The organism is Brevibacillus sp., from assembly GCF_003521185.1.
Lineage (GTDB): Bacteria > Bacillota > Bacilli > Brevibacillales > Brevibacillaceae > Brevibacillus > Brevibacillus parabrevis.
In genome coordinates this window covers 1-17,917 of the sequence record NZ_DOTK01000068.1, presented here as the reverse complement: position 1 = coordinate 17,917, position 17,917 = coordinate 1, and the positions used below count along the sequence as shown (strand labels likewise).

Sequence of the window (17,917 nt, the reverse complement as noted above, 5' to 3'; positions counted from 1 at the left end):
TCATGTAAATGCCTCCTGTTTTTGTAACACCATACGACCTTACGGAAGGCATTTACAACCCTCTTTATCCTTTTTGCGGCTCGTTAACCGTGATCGTGGTAAAGCATGTTTACATTCATTTTTGAATGTCACGCCTTCTGCGGTAGTAAAAAGGAGCGAAACAAAGCGTGTGCTCTGTCTGCTCCTATCTTCATCCTTGAAACTTGCTTCTAGCTTGTTGTAGTATCTCGACCAACTGGTCTAACGAGCCGTCACTTTTTTGCTTCTGCATATCCCTGAGCTTGCCGTTCTCCCGAATAAGTGCCGCGACATTCATCTGGACTTTGGTGATGGCGTCTTCCATCGCTCTGATTTCAGTAGGGTCAGGCTTGTCCTTCTGTTCCTCCTGCTGAATACGTTGAAGCATTCGCCTAATGCGTAACGCTGAAAGTCGATACTCGCTATCCACCTGTACATTCGGGTCGGTTGAAACCTGATGGTACAACTCTTGCTCTTCCTCGGTTAGCGTATCTAGCCAGATCGTTTCATACAGTCCATGCCTCAAGGCGTTTTTGTTGCCTTTTAGACGCTCGCTATGCTTCGTCTTATCCTTCGGACCCGTGGATTTTCCACCATGGAACCTGCAACGTCCATTCTTTAGAGCCGCTTTTTTACAAGCTTCACCGCTTTTCGTCTTGGCTCCGCATTGGCTTTTTTCCATCCTTTCACCGCCTAACCTCATATCATGGGGTATCGTTTCCCCTACCGGGGGTGGGCATCTTGCCTCCAAGCTGTTTAGCTATGTGTTTTCTGCTACGTATGAATATTCTCTATCGGTTTCAATACATGTTCACTATTCTTGTTCATCTTCTTCAAGGAACGATTCCTTTAATGCTTTCCTTCTACTTTCTTCCCTCTGTTTCTTATGCAACTGAAATGCCTCAAGTTGTTCTGTTTTAACTATGAACGTAAAGCAATCAAAGTACATTCGTGTTAGTTCTGCTTTCGTTTCGATCTCGTGAAGTAGCAGTTCCCATAAAAATTCTTCATGTTTCGTCATTGTGTTACTTCCTCCTGTGACTTTCGTATTTGGTTGCTCTCGTGGTTTCGTGTCTGTTTCGGTAAAATGTCCTTGGTCGTACATTTGAATGGGTGCGCTACCTACGAGCGTTTGGCTTCATGTGTTATTCCTTAGATTGCTGTACCTTTTGTTCCCAATATCTGCGCTCGTACTCCTTCGCTTTCAGACGATTCTCCGGCTTCCGCCTCCATTTGCGCCGATACTCACGTTCGTATTGTCTTCTATATTCTCGACGTGCTTCTAATGCTTCCGGACTCAATGACTTCATTAGCTTATCCCTCCAGTTCAGCTAACCGTTTCTTTTGAACAGCCAAGCATCTTGATGTTTCCTTCATTTCTTCTTCTGCTCGTCGTATCATTGCTGCGGCTTCTTCTTTCACTTTTTCAAGCTCTGTATGTTGTCGAGCCAACATATTTTCGTTATAGGCTCTCTTTTCCTTTAGTACACATGCTTCGATTTCAAGTTCATTCATGTTGCGAATCGCTTCTAACCTCTCATGATCGTCTAGCTGATCTGCTAATGAGGTCAATCTTTTTGCTTGGTCAAGCAACTGATTTACTTCTGTCATCACCTGTACGTCGGTTCGTCCTGACTGGTTCAGCTTATCCGCTTGATTTCTTAGCTCTCTGGCTTGCTGGTAATGCTCCGCAATTTGTGCTCTAATCGCTTCATACTCTGCTTGAGCCTGTGCAATTAATCCTGTTTCCTCTGCTACTGCCTGTACTTCTTTTGCCATTCGTTTCGTCCTCCTTTGATTTTGGGCATGCAAAAAAAGCTCATTCCTACTCATGGTTCAAGTTGGAAAGAGCTTTTGAAGTTTATCAAGTGTTTGAATCATTTAGTGTTTGGTTTGTTTGTTGTATTGTACGATCTTGTTGCCACATTGTAAACCCAATCTATATTTTTGCATGGGTTACTGGTTGAATGATTGTTTTAATCGTCACTAAGCAGTTCAATCAATATTGAAAAATGTAACAATAGTTTACTCGGCACAACCATTATCTAGCGCATCCAAGGTTTCATCACTAATATCTAGTGGTTCCTGTTCATCCCAAGCAACATCTGCAATTATAATAGAATTACCATTTATATATATATATCCTTCCCTTCTATAGAAAAAGCCACCTCTTTCATATAGCTTTATTGCTGGCTCAAACAAATCCTTGTTATCCATAGCAATTGGATTTTTTTCATCAATAAGAGCGCATAATTCAAGATAACTCGTAACGAGAGCTCTATGGTAAGAATTATTTATTTCATTCAGTATTTCAATCATCTCAATGTTTTCTTGTGGCTCAGTGATCGAATTTGAAATCATAATAAAAGGAGGTACACAAGTACCTGGATAATCTCTTAAAAATTTGGTTGCTCTTCTTAAGTACTCTCGACACAAATAACTTTGTGACATGGTTTCCTTTTCTCCAAGACTGCCCCAATCTATTACGGAAATACGTTTAATCGCCTGATTTAAATATCCCACATTCATTCTCCTTTTTCTTTTTCTAGTTGTTTTTCTATCTTACCTTGTTCTTTAAGATTATAGCTAAACGCCCCTTCAAACTCACCTTTAGGTTGAGGATCAGCTGCGTCGTGTGCTCCTGGAGGTTTAGAACCAAAGGAATTCGAGTCAGGATTGTATGCACCAGGATTTTTATATGGATATCCTTGCTTCATAAGCTTAATTTCCGTAAGCTCATGTTTAATCATTTGTTGTAACCACTCTTTTTGTGATTGTGTTAATTCTTTCTCTTTTTGTGCTTGCTTCCATGCGTAACCAAAATCAGCATCAGGAGTAAATTGCCCTACTCTATAGCTTTTATCATTCAATGGTATTTTATGTGAATCAAAAAAGATGTGTTGCTTCACTGCGCTTATTTCTTCTACTGATAAACCAGTATTTTTTGCAACCTGTTTAATATCTTCCATACCCACACTTCTAATCTCATCATAGTGCTTTGATGCAAGCCTGTAATTTGCTTCATCAAATATAGTTTCAAAGGTCGGTTTATAATTATCTACACGGTTATATTTACTCCAATCAATCTTTTCAATTTTAACCGGACCTTTACCCGTCCCCTCACCCCTCGAACTCCCCCGTCCTTTCACCAACCCACTAACTCGCTCGGCCCCTTTCGCTAGCCATGACGCCCCTACCGTGAAAGCTCCGCCCAACACGGCTCCAAACGCAAACGATTCCAGCGCTTTTCCCCCGTCCGGCGTCCGGCCGTCCCACAGCTCCCGGAGCGAGTAGTCGATATACCCCGACGATCCTCCGATAAACATCGCAGAGCCAAGTCCCACGCTCGTTTGGCCTCCCGTCAGCGGGATGACCGATCCTCCGCCGATCCCTGCGGCCGGGCCGAATATCGCTCCGCAGACTGCCCCGATCACAGCCCCCTGAGCGGCGCTTTTGAGGTAGTCGTAAGGACTGCTTGCCTCCCCGTTTATGAGATCGGACGAGGCGGTCATCACGACCCCGCCTATCGCTCCGAGGGCGGCCCCGACTGCCGCTGCTCCAATCACCGCACCCGCACCAAACGTAGCTACCGTCAAAGCCACCGCCCCGACAATCGCCACGGCGGCCAGGACGCAGACTGCCAGCTTTCCCCAGTCAAACTGCGGTTCGGGTGGTGGTGGCGTCCCTTGCTTCGGTTCGTCGTTGTACGGCGGAAACGTCGTCCGGTCCCGCCCTGCCGCATGAACGGCAGTACCTAGAAAGTGATACTCGCTCTCCAGCGCAAATCCGCTTGGTGCACTCGTTTTCTTGACGAGAATCTGGCTTTTCGCCTGGATTACGACTCGTTTCGGGGTATACAGCGATATTTCTTCCTTGGCGTTCAGCACGAGTTTTTTGTGGCTGGTTAGCGTAATTCCAGTGTTGTCGTCTATCGTCAGCTTCAACGGCTCCTGGCATCCGCTGACGATGTTGATGGCTGTAGGCGACAGCTCCAGCTCGCTTCCGTGCTCCGTGCCGAAATACCGGATGTGCGGGTTGCCTGTTTTCGCACAAATCTTCCCGTTTTTACGGACGCAGCCAAGCACCATCGCCCGTTTGCCCGTCGCATCGGGGAAGTACAAATGGGCGTTCGTACCCACCTGCGGCATGCAGTACATCGCGTTGCCTGTCGGCGGGGCAAAAGGGAATCCATACGCCGTTTCCTGTGACTGCCGCTCGTCTATCTCCAGGTGCAGCTTGACCTCCTCGCCCTTGACCGCCAGCACCTTGCCCTCTAGCGAGACACCAGAGAGCTTCGGGTTGTGGATCGGCTCTTGGCGAATGCCGTCCAGCCGGGACAAACGGTACGTATAGAAAAACAGTCCCTGCTGAATACGGGCATGTACCTCGCTGACCACCATCCGCTTGTTGCGAAACCAGATCTCATCCCCGATCGCATACCGCTCGCCGGACTCGATTTCATAGGTGAAAAAATCGGTATCGTGCAAGCCTGCCGCATCTCCACCTGCTTTTTGATACGCCAACAGGTCTTTGCTTGCTGTATAGGCCGTATCGTTCGGCAAGATATGGCTTTTCCCTTGCGGCATTCCAAAAGAGAACCGCGGTGTTGGCTCCATGATATCACTGACGAGGAGCGCGTGAAAATGGCTGGCCAGCCGCTTGAGCAGCTCCCAATCCGTCTCGTCGTACTGGATGATCGGCTCTCCAATCGGGACTTCATCGCCGATGCTGATGGACACATTGTGACCCGGATACGTCTTGGTGACCTCCTGCACCAGCTCAGCATAAGTCATCTCCACCCTCTGGAAGGAGCGACGTTTTTTGATTACGTCCAGTTGGAAGGTTCCGGACAGCCCTTCCAGTTCAATGACGTACACGTCTTGTGTATGATTGATCTGGACAGAAGTCAGCAAGCCCTTGAAAAGCGTCGTTTCGGCTTCGCCATCACTGTCGTACAGATGAATTTCATCATCTGCGACAGCCTGCAACACGGCGTTTCCCTTTTCACTGTCATCCACGATCCCGCGTACATACAGACGCGCATGCTCGTTAAGCCTCCACTCCACCCGAGCCTCTTCGATTCGTTTGATCCGGTAAGGCGCTGTTACCCGGATACGCTCATACCCTGTCATTCCTTCTCGGCCTCCATTTAGCTTTATTCGTCGTTCTGTCCGTCTGTGAGAAAGCGGATGACACCCTGGTAGCCGCAGATGAGTTGGGAATCGGTCGTAAGGGCGGCTTTGCCTTCTACTCTCGTATCTTCCTTCGCCTTGAGCCAGGGAGCGCAAATAGTAGGCGTGCAAGGCTTTCCGGCAATGTTTTGTCCGTCTTCGGCGATCAGGTAGATGGTGGCGTTGCTTGGATTGGATGGGCTTTGGCAAATTCCGAAATGGGCAATATTTTCACCCGTTTTGTAATCTTCACTATTCATCACAGGTTTTCCGTTCACATACGAGCCGTGGCTGACTGGTAAGTTAATTCGCCGCGCATGGCTGCCACAATTGCAGCACATTTTCGCCCCTCTCACCACATAGCGCGTTCCCTGCATCTTCGGTTCCTCCTTTATTCAACCGGCACTCGTTCCAGCCAGATTCCTGTCAAATCCCGCCGCAGGATGCTCTCGGCCACGTCCAACCGGACGACGATCAGCGGTTTTTCACTCTCCTTGATCCGGACAATCTTTTTGCCGCGCATCTTTTCTTTATGGAGCACCAGCTTTTTGATTCGGCTTTTGCCATGGTGAAACTCGGTACGAGGGCTGAGCACTTCCCGTTCTTCCAAAATGGGGAGGTAGTAGTTTTTCTGCAGCTGGCGGGAGAGGTCGATTAGCGGAGTCAGTTTAAACAAGGTGTCGGGTTCGTAAACTTCCACCACTCGCTTCAGCTTGTCCGACAGCAAAAGCAACTGACGATCCATTATGTCAAGAAAGCTGCTGCCTGCTCCCGCTTTGACGTGAAAGATTAGCGGGTCAGCGATTTTATAAGCACGTGATATTCGCATATCGCGAATGTCGATTTGTTTGTGCACATCCATCAGCAGAGGCACATCTGTATACCGTTCATCTTGTTTCAGCAAAAAGTAGTCCATGATTATGCTCCCGCTCCATTGGTTTCCTTGTCCGCCGGATCAGGATGAGCGTACAGGACTTCGCATTGATCCCGATATTCCCCGGCCAGCAGGCAGATTTTCAAAGATTTGCCCATCTGACGGTAGCCTGGACACTCCAGCAGCATCGGCACCATGCTCTTCATAAATTCCACCGCCAGCAAGTGATACTTGATGGCTTCGCTTTGCTTGATCCGCTCGATATCCATCGATGTGATCTTTCTTGCGTAGGCGGACTTGACCTGCTCCAGCTCCGTCATCCGCCGAAACAAAGGGGCGAAGATGAAGTCCGCTTCCCACGCCACCGTGCATTCTGTCCTGTCCAAAAACCAGTTTTCATCATGCGCATCCAGGCGGTATGCTGCACTGTTCTCCATGATGCTTGTCCGCAAAAAGGAAAAGAAAATGGTGTGAATCTCTCCTTTGCTCCCCTGTTCCTGCTGTCTGGCTGCCTGTGTGCACAGCGCATCGAAAGCTTGGCAAAAGCCGTTCTCGATGCCTGCTTTTTGCTCGCTGTACCGCTGGTCAATCTCGATCAGATCGTACTGCCACCGATCCAACACATGCTTTTGCCAAAAATCGTGCATGGCCGCCTGTTTGTCCATCAGCTTGCTCACTTGATATTTACCTTCGCTCCGCTTAAAGTCACGTCGTCTACGATGCTCAGGGTAGCATCTGCCTGCTTCATATCTATGCCCGCTTCTCCATGAATGAGCACCTTTTCTCCCCCTGTGATTTCAATATCTTCCTTGGCTGTGAGCGTGATTTTCTTGTCGCTGTTGATCTCGATGCCGCCATCGTCTGTCAGCCGCATCAACAGCTTGCCGCTGCCAATAATCTCGATTGCTCCTGGCCGGAAAATGATTTGCTTGCCGTATTTCGTGCTGATGCTTTTGATGGAAGGATCGCTGCGCTTTTGCGGATCAGACGAGAGCAGGTCGACAGAGCTTGCGGCAAAAGCATGCTGCTCTTTTGCATCTGGAAAATACAGCCTCACTTCATCACCGATTTCCGGCATGCAATACCAGCCGCTGCCGTCGGGGGAAGAGTACACCGTGGAATACGGGAACCAGATTGCTTCTTCAACAGTTTGTTTTTGATCGATAGACAGATGTACTTTTACCGAATCTTTGGCCACATCCAAGACCTTGCCAAATAAAGAGGAGCCAGCCAGTTCAGCCAAAGACAATTCAGGCCAGCTCAGCAATCCTTTCTGATCGCGCAACACGTATTGGTTGACCAGGATTCCGTGCTCCATCCTGGTTTCAGCGCTGTATACGTAAAGCGTGCGCCGCTGAAAAGTAACGGTGCTGCACAAATCCAATATTTTGTTGCTGGTGACCTCATAGCTGATCGTATTCTGCTCCGTAAAATCCTGCTTGTCGTTTTCTGCTTTTCGTTTGTATTCCTGCAAATTCTTTTTGATCGTGTAATTGTATTCTTCCAGTTTTTGCGGTTCGCCCGAGTCAGGGATTCCGACAAAATATCTGAGTCCCTTTTGTGTGCAAACTGGCACAAGTGGCGCTTGGAAGTGGGAAGCCAACCGCTTGGCAAACTCCCAATCGGTTTCCTTGTACTGAACTAGCAAGCCCCCGATCTGCTTTCCGCCTGATGCTTCATCGACCACATCGGCCCCAGGATACTGTGCGGTAATTTTGGCAAACAGGTCGCGATAAGCAAGTCGTTTATTTTGGAAAGAACGAGTTTTCTTGGCAATGTCCATCTGGATCGTTGTGCTGTAGGCCTCAATGACGATGTGCCTTACGTCTCTTACAGATTGGACAGACAATTTGGTAACGACACCTTGAAACAAAACGCGTTTCCTCGCTCCATCCTGAACATACAGCTCTATTCTTTCGTTCTCATCCGCCTGTTCGACGTACTGGTCGAGCTTTTCCTCAGGCACGATTCCACTGAGGGTGAGTTTGCTATGTTCGTTTAGTTGTCTGCTCAGGTGCAATTGTGTCATTTTTTCGAATTGGTAGGGCGATACGAAAAGGTCGGCATACGTAAAGACGGTTTGGCTCATCCTTGCTCTTCTCCCTTATCCGCTTCTGTGACGCTTACTGTCCTCATGACTTGAAAAGCAATTTCCCGCCAGTCTTCATACTCGGCGTAAGGACAAGCAAACGTGCCCATGACCATTTTTCCTTCCAGCGCCAGAAAAAACATGAGGTGATACAGGAAGCCATCCAGTGCCGGGCTTTTAAACTCGAAGTAGCCAATTTGCTTTTCGCCCACGGTTTCTACCCCGTCTGTATAGAAAACATTTGCCGGATTGGCCTTTTTGATTGCCGCTTTCATTCCTGCCGTCAGTTGCTTGACCCACTGGTCCTGCAAGTCTTGGTCAATCCGACTCAACGTGAAGTTGATGCTGCCACTCTCATCACTTTTAATAATCTGCGGGCGCTGCTGGTACGGATATTTGAGCGAACGCAAGTGCTCAGGCATGTCCACAAAATCTTTGGGGATAGGCAAGCAGACCTTGTTGTCCCAAAATGCCTGCTGCTCAAACTCGTAGAAGCGGCTTCCCACTCTGACGGGTCCATCGCAAATCACAAGAGGCACACTCGCTTTTTCCGCTTCATTCAATACCGCCAGTATCTTTTCATCCATATGTCCCATAACCCGTATCACCTTTTCTCTATGGAATCCTATTTAAAATCCTAAATAAAGAAAAAAATACATATTGTACCATTCGTTTTCTTTTATCTGTATCGGAACTTTCCCAAGTTCGCTTCACCGTAAAATAGAAAAAAGGAAAACCCATCGTGAGTAGAATGGGCTGCATGAAACTAAAAATGCCAAAACAGGACGAGCTTTAACAAAACGGCTTGCTTTCAAGTGAACTCGAAAGAATATACTTTGTATATGGCATGCCAATCAGCACAATGCTTGAAATTGCCGAGCTAAAGGGCCAAGGGGATTCGACACTAACGGAAAGGAGGTTGCTTGTATGAGCAAGCCATACCGTGTTTTCCTAACATTTTTATGAATATTCAGAATGATAAACACCAAGCTTGGCGTAGTCGGTATTTTACCGCAGATTTCCGAGCACTATCAAATCAGCCCTTCGCAAGCAGGACTGCTTGTAAGCTCGTTTGCCTTAATCATCGCCATCTTTGCCCCGAATTATGTGGCGTTATTGCTGTTCCGAATCGCGCCTGGCTTCACTCTTACCAAACGCAAAGGCTGTCCCGAGGTTCAAATGTCCCTATCAGACAGCCTTCGCTTATGTTTATCCCGATACTTACGGCTCTTACCTCTTATTCCTCAAAAACAATAACCCGAACGCGGACAAGATGCCTAATCCGGCAGCGCCATACGTGTTGATGAGCACTTTCCGTTCCCCCGTTCCCCAGTACAGCAGCCCGTGCAAGGTCAACGAAACGACACAAAGCAAAAATGTCCATTTTACTACTTGCTTCATCGTCGATCTGCTCCTCCCGTCCGCTACTGTAGCACATCGACACGCTCGATATTGCGAATCGACATAAACGCGACCGCCGCTCCGAGTAATGCAAGGCCAATCGGCACCGCTATGATGGAGTATAAAGTGAAGCCGTTGACGTTCTGGCAAACGAGCGTCACCACGAAAATCGATGACACGATGGTGGCCGCGCCTGATTTCTTGCGCATGCCGAAGTAAAGCGGAATCAGGCTTAAAAAGCTGGTCGCCAGCGCACTCATGACGACCGTCAGCAGTCCTTTGGCTGCGACAGGCAACGTGAGCGGCTCTGAAACAACGGGCATAAACAAATTAAATACATAAAATCCAGCGCCAACAAACAGGTTCGTCGCAATATCCGCAATCAGCGTAAACAGCACGACGACAAGCAGCTTGGCGGCGATAAGCTTTTTGCGATTGATCGGGTACATGAATAGCACCATGATCGATTTGTTGCGGAACTCGTCAATGACAAGCCGTGAAATGAGCACTGCCGCGAAAACGATAAACGTTCCTCGAATAAACGTATCTATGACGGAAAACGCCATGTCATAACTTTTAAAAGACATATCTTGTTTCATTTCCGCGTCAAGACTGATCAAGCAAATAAAACCCAGAATCACGACGTTGGCAATGATCGCCCCCCGTATATAAGACCATAGGCGAAGTTTGCGCATTTCGAGCTTCATCAGTTTAAGCAACTACCCCACCCCCACCCAGGATAGAGAGGAAATAGTCCTCAAGTGACCCTTTTTTCTTATGAACCGCTTCGATCGCGACATCGTGCAGCACCAGAGCCTTCAACAGCTCACTTTGTGGAATGCGGCTATCGTAAATGCGGACTTGGCCTTCGTCGGTGATGCGCACGTTGGAAATATGCAAATGGTTCTCAAGTATGTAAGCCGCCTTACTGCTTTCGTTCGTTGTAATTTCAACATATTCTGCCGTTTGCCTGGCGATTTGTTCCATCGAAACCTCCTGCAGCAGCTTTCCCTCGTTCATGACTGCAATCGTGTCGGCGATCAGCTCGATTTCACCAAGAATATGGCTTGAAATGACAAGCGTCATCCCGTACTGCTTGCACAGCATTTTGAACAGATCGCGAATCTCCTTGATGCCTAACGGATCGAGGCCGTTAATCGGCTCATCGAGGATAAGCAGCTCCGGTTTCGTCATGATCGCCCGCGCGATGCCAAGTCGTTGCTTCATCCCAAGCGAAAATTCCTTGACCGCTTTCTTGTCAATCCCGTTCAAATTCACCAGATCAAGCGCCTCGTCGATCGACTTTTTGTTATGGTAGCCCATGTATTCACCATGCAGCTCCAAGTTTTCGTGAGCCGTCAGTTTTTCGTAAAAAATCGGGTTTTCAATGATCGTACCCATCCGTCCCAACAAATGGTACGAATGATCGGTCAGCCTTTCGCCGAAAAGTTCGATTTCGCCCGCCGACGGCTTCACCAGGTTGGTGATCATTTTCATGACGGTTGTTTTGCCTGCTCCATTTGGGCCGAGCATGCCGTATATTTCGCCTTGCTTGATGTTCAAATTGACGTTGGAAACAACTTCCTTGCCCTTATAAGCCCGGGTCAACTGCTTCGTCCTTGCGATATGCGTCATCGTTCGATGCCTCCCTCGTTCTTTACAGGCTTTATTGTAAGCATCGAAATTTGCTTATTCCTTACCTGATTCTTACAAATTCCTTAATCAGTGAATGCGATTCGTTTCAGCTTGACGGTAAACATCGTTTTTTCATAAGGCTTGCTCTGGATGCGAATCGTTCCTCCCTGCGCTTCGACAAGCCGTTTCGTAATCGTCAGCCCGAGACCGCTGCCTTGATACGCTTTGTTGCGGGAGTCTTCCAGCGTGTACATGCGCTCGAACACCCGATCTTGATGCATCTCATCGATCCCTTTGCCCTGGTCCCATACGTCCACGTACACGAACTCGTCGTCGCCCCGCAATGTTAGTCCGACGGCCCTTCCCTCCCCGCCATGCTGAATCGCATTGGCAATCAAATTGTTCAGGACACGATCCAGCGCTTCCTCGTTCCCCCATGCAAGCAGCGGCTTGTCCGGAATGTCGATAACGACTTCGAAGCCTTTGACCGTCAGGGTGTCGTAAAAAGCCAGCATGTTTTTTCCGCAAACGTCGTTCATGTGAATCCCGGAAAGGGAAATCGGCTTGTCTCCCGACTCCAGCCTGGCCAAATCAAAAAACTGGCGGATCAGCTCCAGCACCTCATTTGCCTTGGCGTGCACCTTGGTCAACAAAACTTTTCTTTCTTCGGCGTCCATATCCGGGTCCAAATTGATCGTTTCGATGTAACCAAGCACAACGGTAAGCGGCGTCTTCAAATCGTGCGAAATGTTCGAGAGCATTTTTCGCATCGACTGCTCCATCTTCAAGAAATTCGCCGTCCTGTGCTGGTTGTGCTCCAACAAATGATTGATTGCGATCAAGACTGGTATCAAGGCGCGATCGTCCGTAAAAACGAGCAACTTCTCGCTTGTGTCTCCCGCGATAATTTCGTTTAATTTGTTATGCATTTTCTCCAGGTTGGAGCTTCTTGCTCGATAAGCACGGTATTGAATGGCAATCACTACAGTCAAAATCACAACGAGTACAGCCAGCGCGATCACCATGTCAGTTGCCTTCCCACTTGTAGCCGATGCCCCACAGCGTCTTGATATACTTGGGTTCGGACGGGTTGTCTTCGATTTTTTCCCGCAACCTTCGGATGTGGACGTTAATGACGTTTTCGTCGCCGTAATATTCGTCATTCCAAATAAAACCGTACAGCTGCGCTTTCGTGAACACACGATTCGGATTTGTGGTGAACAGCTTCAAGATTTCAAATTCTTTGGCCGTCAGTTTCAGGTCAACATCGTTTTTCGCCACTGAAAAATTGTCCAGATCAATGCGCAGCACGTCAAATGTCAGCACTCTGGCCGCTCCAGACGCCTGTTCTGTTGCTTCGGTGGCGATTTGTCCGGCAGTCGAATACGTCGTGGCACGACGAATCGCCGCTTTGATTCGGGCTGTCACTTCAATGAGCGAAAACGGCTTCGCGATATAATCGTCAGCCCCGAAGCCAAGCCCGATCGCCTTGTCGACATCGCTGTCCTTCGCCGACATGATGAGAATCGGCACCGAACTTTTTTCGCGGATCAGCTTAATTACCTCGATGCCGTCCAGTTTCGGCATCATCACATCGACAATGACGATATCGAAAGCCTTTTGCCGAAACAGAGAAATCCCCTCCAAACCATTAAACGCCTCCGAGACGTCGTAGCCTTCTTTGACCAAATAATTACGCAACATTTCCACGATCTGGGTATCGTCTTCTATTAACAATATGCTGTGCGGCATGATGCTCCCTCCTAAAATTTCCATCGTGAAAATTATAGCCCGGTGCAGAGAGGATGCATAGAATTTGCGTAAAAATGGAGTGGACCTCTCACACAGGCAATACAACCGTCGAAAAAGCAAAAAAACAGCCAGCACAGAGCGGCTCTGCAATGGCTGTTGACAACGAATGCTGGGTGATTAGCGGTTCATGAGGCGTTTATCAGAAAGAGCTTGCTCTATTCATGCATCCGCAATCCGCCAAAAAAGAACCCCACCTTTTGGATGGGGCTTAACTTAAACTGGATTGATTACTTCCAACTCAAACGATACCGATCCGCTTCCCCCTTTCCCATCATTTGCGGTAAGCGTTATGACTGCAACACCAGGCGTCTTTGCTGTAACCAGAATCCTTGTACTTGTATTCGGTTGGCCATTAATATCAGTAAAACTCTCCTGACCGATTGCTACGTCCACAATAGTGGAATTACTAGAAGAAACTGTGTAAGTCAAGCTGTCCCCATCATCATCAATAAGCCAGCTTTTTTCCGGCTTTTCGTTAATTCCCACCACCATATACATCCCGGGAATGTTTGCAGGAAAGTATTCACGCTGGCCAATAAAAGCATTTGTGTTCACTCTTGGCGCATGATTGCTAGTCTCGTCTTGAACCTTCTCTATCTCTCGGTTGTATAACGAGCCTACACCGTACAGGCGTCTTTCAACGCATACGGCGTGCCATCAGCGGATGAGACATGTACTTTTTACAACGGGCGTTGATAGAGTAACAAAAAGGATCAAGATTTTCGCCTAACTAAGGTTAGGGATTTGGGTGTTAAACATTAGAACCACAATATGTTCGATTGTCATGCTTACTCGTCCCTCCCCAATCTGTTCAAAATCTGTCTACCGATCTCCTTATTTTTACAATCAGTTCTCACACGTAATACTTGATTTAACTTGGTTCATTTCTAGAAGCGCTACCAAATGGGTTAACTTTCGTTAGCAGACACCATTGAAGGCGTGGCGTATGTTAAAGTTGCCCGTTGTAAAATTTCTCTTTTATCTGTTGATGGAACGCCGTGTGCGATGAAAGTCGCCCGCACGGTGTAGGCTCGCTCAAATGCCTTCGATTAGAGAAGGAAATAAGGCGAGAATAGCGATATAAAACCAATTGATGATGTTGTCATTTCTGGGTCTGGTTGGCATGTTTCTCATGGTAGATTTGTCGATTTTTATTACACCGTCCCACAGGACGCCGCATCTGAAAAAGTCTTACAGTCTACGGACAATGGAGAAACCTGGGAGGATGCTTACCTGCCATTAGGAATTAAATCCGCCTCCGTTAATGGGATTCCCAAGCATACTGTACGTGCTGCTCAGCTAGAGGCTGGAAAAACTTATCTATTTAAAGTTGTCATCACAGGTGGCAAGAACGAAGGCGAATCAAATGTTATTACTCAAACAGTCATGTAATCCATCAACAGCCCCCGGGGATAATCCAGGGGTTATTTTTATCGCTTGGACTACGTTTGTACCAGTCGTGTGAAGTGCTAGAATGCCTCTTTCAGAAGCATTTCTGTCACTAACCATTTGTGTGCTTCTCTTTGCTGCTTGTGATATGAAAAGAAATTTATTAGAAAACGATGAAACCATAAGTAAGATCGGGGTAGCGCCAACAAACCGCACCGAAGAACTCTTGATCACTATATGCAAGCGGCATCAGCGAGCTTAATGTTCTGATTTTTCACAAAATTCCCTATCTATACTTCTGCATGCTTCTTACCTCCCGAAAAACTTAATCGTTTTCTTCTACCGCCCTCCGCAATTTATAGGGAGGTGATTACTATGATTAAATCTATCAAAAATTTGTTCGAACGCTTTAATTGGGTTTTGAGAGTGCTATATTTCACTGTTCGGGTTTGACTTCCGGAATCCGATTTTCAACGGGAGAGCAAAACGGAATCGGTCGCTCGGCAGCGCGCAGGCGTTCGTTGTCGAATTGGCGCTTGCAGACAGGACATTTCGCGAACGACTGAAAACGTACATGATTGGCGGCGGGGCCAGATTCGTTTACATGTCAGATTATATGGATAGGTACTGACATAATCAAAAACCCGTCTCCTCAAAACGGGGACGGGTCAGCTATTTCTTGAATGCACTCCGGCACATCGTTTTTTTGGACTACCTACTATAGAAGGAACCGGGTATGCTCGCATCTGAGCAGGGTCGTATGGAACAAGCAGCGACTGTAAGAGATCAGCGTCGTAGTGCTCTCGATTCAGCCACAGAGCCTCGTCCTGCTGGCGAAGTATCACTGGCATGCGGTCGTGGATGTCCCGGACTACCTCGTTCGGCTTGGTGGTAATGATAGTGCAGCTATGTAGCTTCTTGCCTGCTGGATTGGTCCATGTATCATACAGGCCCGCAAACGCAAACGGTTCTTCCGTCTTCATCATGATCCGCATCGGTTGCTTGCCACCTGCTCGCTGCTGCCATTCGTAAAATCCATCGGCTGGAACAATGCACCGCTTCCGCTCATACAGCCGCCGGAAGGCGTGCTTCTCCGTCAGCGTCTCGGCGCGGGCGTTGATCATTTTAAATTCGTTCTTCTCATCCTGTGCACACGAGGGAACTAATCCCCATTTCAACTGTCCGAGTCGACGCTTACCTTGATCAGAGATAATAGCTGGGATTAATTGACCCGGTGCGATATTGTATCGTGGCTACATATTTGGAACCTTGCATTCCATAACTCAAGGTTGGTCACTAGCGTAAAACGTCCGCACATACTATCACCTCTTAGTACAATCATAGCCGAATCGCAGCTTGGTATACCAGCTCTAAGCAGTCAGAATGAAATCAACAAATACTGGTGATAGCAGCATGCGCTTAGATTCCTGTGGAATCAAGGCCAGATGAGAACATACATCGCCACTTTGTATTATTTAACATATTAAAAATCGAGTATTTAATCGGATTAATTTCTGAATATTAATAATTTACTTTTTGATTGCAAATGAAATTTTGTTGGGTATAATTAAACAAAATGGAATTTTTTAATATATATACCTATATTTACCATTGTCTTTCAAGCTACTATTTGCACAGGAATAGGTAGAAATAATAACTGGGAGAGATTTAAATTAATGAAACACTTGAAGCGAATTTTAACCTTTACTCTTGTTTTAAGTATCATTTTTACCGGAGTCTTTAATTCTTCATTAGCTTCGGCACAGATGGTCAACATTAGTGAATCACCTGATGAAGTGATTCTTGATGATCCAACTATATATGATGGGAAACCGTCCTCTAATAGTCAGCAGCGCGCTTCGTTAAGAAGTGAAAATCCTCTTATGGATCATGTAAAAGTACTAGCATTTTTTTCTGCTATGCGCGGCTATATAACTTACTTTGAAAGAGAAGTCACAAAAAAAATTGTAAATAAAGTAACAAGGGCTGTAAAAGATCTAGTTGAGGAATATGGTGTTGATAAATTATCATGGAAGGGCCCTAAAAAAAGCAGTTTCAACGACGATAACCATACGTTATTTATTCTGTCTTATGATAGAGTCCAAATTCTTCGTGTTGACATGAAAGTTCTTAAAAAACCAAAACAAGGGTATGTAGGTAATATTCATATGCATGTTCAACCTGATATGAGTGAACATATAGACATTGTCGATGTTGAGTTCGGTAAAGACATACCGAGTTTTCCATGGTAGAATTTAATTAATTTTCTATTCCTGTGCAATCATTGGTTTAAAAATATCTAAAAATAAATTCTGGAGGACCTATAGTGTCTAGTGAACAATCCTATATTAGATATGGATGTGATCTATTATTTGAGGATCATCCTAACTATAATGATATTAAAAAAATTGTTATAGACGTTACAGGTAACGATAGAAAGCTTTTTAATGAATCAAGTATTTTTAGACAAGAAGAAATCGGTATCAAACTAAAATTAAAATTAACACCTTCATCTGTTGCTCAGTTACGAGAAAAGTTAAGTATTATCAATGTTAGGTTTGATGAGGTTTTTTATAGAGATTTACGGCATTACCATCTGGAAATCGATCAAAACGGGACAGAACATGTGGGCATCGCCATTGAATTAGAAGATGATTCGTGGGATCTTTACTATGAGGAAGGCTCATTGGAAGAGAAGTTAAGGCAATCAGATGAATACCCTGGTGTAGAGGGCTATGGATTCCTGCTTGGAAAAATTAAAGCATCCGAAATTAAGCAAGCCCCTGAAATTTTCAAAAAGATTGTACTTATGATTTCCGAATAATAATTGTTACTTCAATAACCCGTCCCCTCAAATAGGGACGGGTTATTTATTAACCAGAAATAAAATAATACTGGTGATGGCATCATACCACTCTTTGTCCAGTTCCGTATTTTGACGCTTGCTTTAATCTGTCTCTGAATGTAAACATACTCGCGAACCTCGCCAGTGACAATTGATTTTGATACGCCATAGAATGCCTCTCAAATGAGAAGGCTTAAATCTTACTTTTCACAAGCAACTCCGTCTTTGTCACGATCTAACTTTGCTCTATAACCAGGCTCTCCCCTATACAGAGGAGCAGCACCTGCAGCCTTTGCTTCGCTACAATTCGCATAGTACACTTCCTGAACTGGCTGCGGTGTAGTGACCGGGGCTGGTTGAGTGTTTTCTTTCGGCTTGGACACAGTTGTTTGTGCTTTGGTAGATGCCGGCTCATTTTTCTTAATAACATCTGGATGGTAACCATCTTCTTGGGCATAGTTCTCTACGGACCAAATACCAAGCCCTGCCTTTTGCGCCTTTTCTTGAATCGCCTTATACTGATCAACGTATTTTACGTTTGGTGGATCGGCTACACTGAATTGGACAATTCTCTTAGGGTCTAGTAGATTGAAATCAAATCGGCATGGAACGGAGAGAATGTCATGGGGAAACGTGAGCGTCGGTCATTTACAGATCAATTCAAACAGCAGATGATTCAGCTT

Annotated in this window: 19 protein-coding genes and 1 pseudogene; 2 read left to right on the top strand and 18 right to left on the bottom strand. The window is 46.4% G+C overall.

The window, feature by feature from the left end; genetic code table 11:
• Window positions 1–190 precede the first annotated feature (190 nt).
• From DEP07_RS20860 to DEP07_RS20780, 17 genes and pseudogenes are all read right to left on the bottom strand, one after another.
• Window positions 191–700: an HGGxSTG domain-containing protein gene (locus DEP07_RS20860; RefSeq protein WP_287102971.1), complete on the bottom strand. Its 510-nt coding sequence runs from the start codon at window positions 698–700 to the stop codon at window positions 191–193.
• A 132-nt stretch (window positions 701–832) separates the two neighbouring features.
• Window positions 833–1,039, bottom strand: coding sequence for a hypothetical protein (locus tag DEP07_RS20855; protein ID WP_069846244.1), 207 nt, complete (start codon window positions 1,037–1,039; stop codon window positions 833–835).
• 293 nt (window positions 1,040–1,332) lie between these two features.
• Entirely contained in the window at window positions 1,333–1,797 is a 465-nt protein-coding gene (locus DEP07_RS20850) for a hypothetical protein (RefSeq protein WP_106778601.1), read from the bottom strand.
• Window positions 1,798–2,043: 246 nt separating this feature from the next.
• Window positions 2,044–2,541: a hypothetical protein gene (locus DEP07_RS20845; protein WP_429827577.1), complete on the bottom strand. Its 498-nt coding sequence runs from the start codon at window positions 2,539–2,541 to the stop codon at window positions 2,044–2,046.
• Window positions 2,542–2,543: 2 nt separating this feature from the next.
• Complete coding sequence (locus tag DEP07_RS20840; protein ID WP_287102969.1) at window positions 2,544–5,150, bottom strand: hypothetical protein; 2,607 nt, start codon at window positions 5,148–5,150, stop codon at window positions 2,544–2,546.
• Window positions 5,151–5,173: 23 nt separating this feature from the next.
• Window positions 5,174–5,566, bottom strand: a complete 393-nt coding sequence (locus tag DEP07_RS20835) for a DUF4280 domain-containing protein (protein WP_122964570.1) — start codon at window positions 5,564–5,566, stop codon at window positions 5,174–5,176.
• Between the two features lie 14 nt (window positions 5,567–5,580).
• Window positions 5,581–6,105, bottom strand: a complete 525-nt coding sequence (locus tag DEP07_RS20830; protein ID WP_122964569.1) for a hypothetical protein — start codon at window positions 6,103–6,105, stop codon at window positions 5,581–5,583.
• A 2-nt stretch (window positions 6,106–6,107) separates the two neighbouring features.
• Window positions 6,108–6,740, bottom strand: a complete 633-nt coding sequence (locus DEP07_RS20825; protein WP_122964568.1) for a hypothetical protein — start codon at window positions 6,738–6,740, stop codon at window positions 6,108–6,110.
• On the bottom strand, window positions 6,737–8,152 hold the full coding sequence (locus tag DEP07_RS20820; RefSeq protein WP_122964567.1) for a phage baseplate assembly protein V: 1,416 nt from the start codon (window positions 8,150–8,152) through the stop codon (window positions 6,737–6,739). The genes DEP07_RS20825 and DEP07_RS20820 overlap by 4 nt, the downstream gene beginning before the upstream one ends.
• Window positions 8,149–8,748, bottom strand: coding sequence for a hypothetical protein (locus DEP07_RS20815; protein WP_122964566.1), 600 nt, complete (start codon window positions 8,746–8,748; stop codon window positions 8,149–8,151). The genes DEP07_RS20820 and DEP07_RS20815 overlap by 4 nt, the downstream gene beginning before the upstream one ends.
• A gap of 634 nt (window positions 8,749–9,382) precedes the next feature.
• On the bottom strand, window positions 9,383–9,553 hold the full coding sequence (locus tag DEP07_RS20810; protein WP_167470301.1) for a hypothetical protein: 171 nt from the start codon (window positions 9,551–9,553) through the stop codon (window positions 9,383–9,385).
• A 23-nt stretch (window positions 9,554–9,576) separates the two neighbouring features.
• Window positions 9,577–10,272 (bottom strand): ABC transporter permease, encoded by a 696-nt coding sequence (locus tag DEP07_RS20805; RefSeq protein ID WP_229049742.1) that lies wholly within the window; start codon window positions 10,270–10,272, stop codon window positions 9,577–9,579.
• Window positions 10,265–11,188, bottom strand: a complete 924-nt coding sequence (locus tag DEP07_RS20800) for an ATP-binding cassette domain-containing protein (protein WP_242774500.1) — start codon at window positions 11,186–11,188, stop codon at window positions 10,265–10,267. The genes DEP07_RS20805 and DEP07_RS20800 overlap by 8 nt, the downstream gene beginning before the upstream one ends.
• Window positions 11,189–11,271: 83 nt before the next feature.
• On the bottom strand, window positions 11,272–12,213 hold the full coding sequence (locus tag DEP07_RS20795) for a sensor histidine kinase (protein WP_122964564.1): 942 nt from the start codon (window positions 12,211–12,213) through the stop codon (window positions 11,272–11,274).
• Window position 12,214: 1 nt separating this feature from the next.
• Window positions 12,215–12,940, bottom strand: a complete 726-nt coding sequence (locus DEP07_RS20790) for a response regulator transcription factor (RefSeq protein WP_122964563.1) — start codon at window positions 12,938–12,940, stop codon at window positions 12,215–12,217.
• Window positions 12,941–13,213: 273 nt separating this feature from the next.
• Entirely contained in the window at window positions 13,214–13,486 is a 273-nt protein-coding gene (locus tag DEP07_RS20785; RefSeq protein WP_141254198.1) for a hypothetical protein, read from the bottom strand.
• Between the two features lie 1,555 nt (window positions 13,487–15,041).
• A pseudogene (locus tag DEP07_RS20780) lies at window positions 15,042–15,707 on the bottom strand (SOS response-associated peptidase).
• 358 nt (window positions 15,708–16,065) lie between these two features.
• Between DEP07_RS20780 and DEP07_RS20775 the strand changes: the two are divergent.
• Window positions 16,066–16,641 carry a YpjP family protein gene (locus tag DEP07_RS20775; protein ID WP_122964561.1) on the top strand — a complete coding sequence of 192 codons (576 nt, stop codon included), beginning with the start codon at window positions 16,066–16,068 and terminating at the stop codon, window positions 16,639–16,641.
• 74 nt (window positions 16,642–16,715) lie between these two features.
• Complete coding sequence (locus DEP07_RS20770) at window positions 16,716–17,213, top strand: hypothetical protein (protein ID WP_287102968.1); 498 nt, start codon at window positions 16,716–16,718, stop codon at window positions 17,211–17,213.
• 221 nt (window positions 17,214–17,434) lie between these two features.
• Here DEP07_RS20770 and DEP07_RS27825 read toward each other — a convergent pair whose 3' ends face one another.
• A complete protein-coding gene (locus tag DEP07_RS27825; protein WP_274875380.1) occupies window positions 17,435–17,554 on the bottom strand; it encodes an excalibur calcium-binding domain-containing protein in 120 nt (39 codons plus the stop codon).
• Between the last annotated feature and the right edge of the window lie 363 nt (window positions 17,555–17,917).

What these genes read in the sequence shown, in the direction of transcription:
- DEP07_RS20810 (WP_167470301.1), bottom strand. Translation starts at nt 9,553, where the DNA reads ATGAAGCAAGTAGTAAAATGGACATTTTTGCTTTGTGTCGTTTCGTTG.
- DEP07_RS20840 (WP_287102969.1), bottom strand. Translation starts at nt 5,150, where the DNA reads ATGACAGGGTATGAGCGTATCCGGGTAACAGCGCCTTACCGGATCAAA.
- DEP07_RS20860 (WP_287102971.1), bottom strand. Translation starts at nt 700, where the DNA reads ATGGAAAAAAGCCAATGCGGAGCCAAGACGAAAAGCGGTGAAGCTTGT.
- DEP07_RS20795 (WP_122964564.1), bottom strand. Translation starts at nt 12,213, where the DNA reads ATGGTGATCGCGCTGGCTGTACTCGTTGTGATTTTGACTGTAGTGATT.
- DEP07_RS20855 (WP_069846244.1), bottom strand. Translation starts at nt 1,039, where the DNA reads ATGACGAAACATGAAGAATTTTTATGGGAACTGCTACTTCACGAGATC.
- DEP07_RS20830 (WP_122964569.1), bottom strand. Translation starts at nt 6,105, where the DNA reads ATGGACTACTTTTTGCTGAAACAAGATGAACGGTATACAGATGTGCCT.
- DEP07_RS20790 (WP_122964563.1), bottom strand. Translation starts at nt 12,940, where the DNA reads ATGCCGCACAGCATATTGTTAATAGAAGACGATACCCAGATCGTGGAA.
- DEP07_RS20800 (WP_242774500.1), bottom strand. Translation starts at nt 11,188, where the DNA reads ATGACGCATATCGCAAGGACGAAGCAGTTGACCCGGGCTTATAAGGGC.
- DEP07_RS20775 (WP_122964561.1), top strand. Translation starts at nt 16,066, where the DNA reads ATGAAACACTTGAAGCGAATTTTAACCTTTACTCTTGTTTTAAGTATC.
- DEP07_RS20850 (WP_106778601.1), bottom strand. Translation starts at nt 1,797, where the DNA reads ATGGCAAAAGAAGTACAGGCAGTAGCAGAGGAAACAGGATTAATTGCA.
- DEP07_RS20820 (WP_122964567.1), bottom strand. Translation starts at nt 8,152, where the DNA reads ATGAGCCAAACCGTCTTTACGTATGCCGACCTTTTCGTATCGCCCTAC.
- DEP07_RS20835 (WP_122964570.1), bottom strand. Translation starts at nt 5,566, where the DNA reads ATGCAGGGAACGCGCTATGTGGTGAGAGGGGCGAAAATGTGCTGCAAT.
- DEP07_RS20815 (WP_122964566.1), bottom strand. Translation starts at nt 8,748, where the DNA reads ATGGGACATATGGATGAAAAGATACTGGCGGTATTGAATGAAGCGGAA.